The organism is Puia sp., assembly GCF_036500295.1.
GTDB lineage: Bacteria > Bacteroidota > Bacteroidia > Chitinophagales > Chitinophagaceae > Puia.
Genome location: NZ_DASYCH010000021.1, coordinates 1 through 1,868, shown reverse-complemented (window position 1 = coordinate 1,868; position 1,868 = coordinate 1). Strand labels below are relative to the sequence as shown.

3 protein-coding genes are annotated in these 1,868 nt (G+C 56.0%); 2 read left to right on the top strand and 1 reads right to left on the bottom strand.

What is annotated here, in order from left to right:
- Together VGM48_RS05765 and VGM48_RS05760 are read left to right on the top strand one after the other, a co-directional pair.
- Window positions 1-431, top strand: a 431-nt coding sequence (locus tag VGM48_RS05765) for an isoaspartyl peptidase/L-asparaginase (RefSeq protein WP_331576958.1), incomplete at its 5' end; no start/stop codon positions are given.
- A gap of 3 nt (window positions 432-434) precedes the next feature.
- Window positions 435-1,181 carry a copper homeostasis protein CutC gene (locus VGM48_RS05760; protein WP_331576956.1) on the top strand — a complete coding sequence of 249 codons (747 nt, stop codon included), beginning with the start codon at window positions 435-437 and terminating at the stop codon, window positions 1,179-1,181.
- Between the two features lie 2 nt (window positions 1,182-1,183).
- Here the strand turns inward: VGM48_RS05760 and VGM48_RS05755 are convergent.
- The coding region (locus VGM48_RS05755) for a pyruvate kinase (protein WP_331576954.1) at window positions 1,184-1,868 on the bottom strand (685 nt) is incomplete at its 5' end.

Genomic DNA, 1,868 nt, shown 5'->3' with positions numbered 1-1,868 from the left:
ACCATGATACGATCGGGATGGTAGCCATGGATGCCGCCGGGAATCTTAGCGGCAGTTGTACGACCAGCGGCATGGGTTTTAAGATGCGGGGCCGGTTAGGGGACTCGCCGATCATCGGGGCGGGGTTGTTTGTCGACAATGAAGTCGGGGCTGTCACCGCGACGGGGCAGGGAGAGGATGTCATCCGGATCTGCGGGTCCCATACTGTCGTGGAGCTGATGCGGCAGGGGTTGTCTCCCGAGGCGGCCTGTAAGGCGGCTGTGGAAAGGATCATCCGGGTGAAGAAGGGGAATGTAAAGGATATCCAGGTCGCTTTTATCGCGTTGAATAAAAAGGGGGAAACGGGCGCTTTTGCCATTCATAAGGGGTTTAGCTACGCGGTGAAAAGCAAAATGGAAGAGAAAATGTACGACGCAAAAAGTTGGGATTAAAATATGACTATCCAACTGGAAATATGCAGTTTCAACCTGGCTTCGGCGCTGATCGCCCAGGAGGCGGGTGCGCAGCGGGTTGAATTATGCGCCGGTGCGGATGAAGGAGGGACGACCCCTTCTCCGGGGGTGATCCGGATGGCGAGGGAGCGTCTTCATATTGCCTTATATCCTATCATCCGGCCGCGGGGCGGTGATTTTCTTTATACGGAAGAGGAGTTCCGGGTGATGTGGAAGGACGTGGAATATTGCAAGCAGGTCGGGTGCGACGGTGTCGTGATCGGTCTGCTAAGGGCGGATGGGGGGATTGACAAACAGCGTTGTGCCCGTCTGGTGGAGCTGGCTTACCCGTTGGGTGTTACCTTTCACCGGGCGTTCGACTGGGCGGCCAATCCTTTCGAGGCGATGGAAGATATCATCAGCATCGGCTGTGAGCGGATACTGACCTCGGGGCAGCGGCCGGCGGCGATGGAAGGGGTTGACTTGATCAATGAGCTGGTCAGGGAGGCCGATGACAGGATCGTTGTCATGCCGGGGGCGGGTATACGGTCGTCCAATATTACTGCTTTGGCGGAAAGAACGGATGCGAGGGAGTTCCATACTTCGGCGAGGGTGCAGCGGGTCAGCGGTATGGAGTTTGTGAACCGGGCGATGGAAGAGGAGCAGTCGGTGGTAATGGCGGATGGGGAGGAGATCCAATTGATATTGGAACGATTGGCGACAGCCGCCGCCAATCGTTCTGTCAAATAGTTTTATTCGAGCTTGGTGATCTTCAGCATATTTGTGGCCAGGTGTTTTTCCACGGGCAGGCTCCCGGTATTCACCAGCACATCCCCGCTCTTGATAAAGCCTCTTTCTTTGAGGATCGCGTGCTGATCGTGGATGATGTCATCTACACTATCTTCTTCCGCATAGTGGAAGGCGCGTACGCCCCAGCTGAGGCTGAGCTGGTTGATCAGGCTTTTTTCCTTGGAGAAGATATACAGCGGTGATTTTGGCCGGTAGCTGGACAGGATAAGGGCCGTATAACCGGATTGTGTCATGCCGATGATAGCGTCGGCGTTGGCGTCTTTAGCGAGCTTGCAGGCGTTGTAACAGATCGCATCGCTCAGGAAGGAGGGTGAATGCGGTTGCGGGACGAGATCGTCTTCGCGGTTATAGGGATACTCGGTCTTTTCTACTTCGATGATGATCTTGCGCATGGTCTCGACAACGAGTGTCGGGTGCTGACCGGTGGCCGTTTCGGCGCTCAGCATAACGGCGTCGGCGCCTTCCAGGACGGCATTTGCCACATCGGTGATCTCGCTGCGGTTGGGTTTTACGCGGTCGATCATGCTTTCCATCATCTGGGTGGCGACGATCACGGGCTTGGCCCGGTGAATGCTCTTGCGGATGATCTCCCGCTGTGCCATAGGCACTTTTTCTACGGGCAGTTCT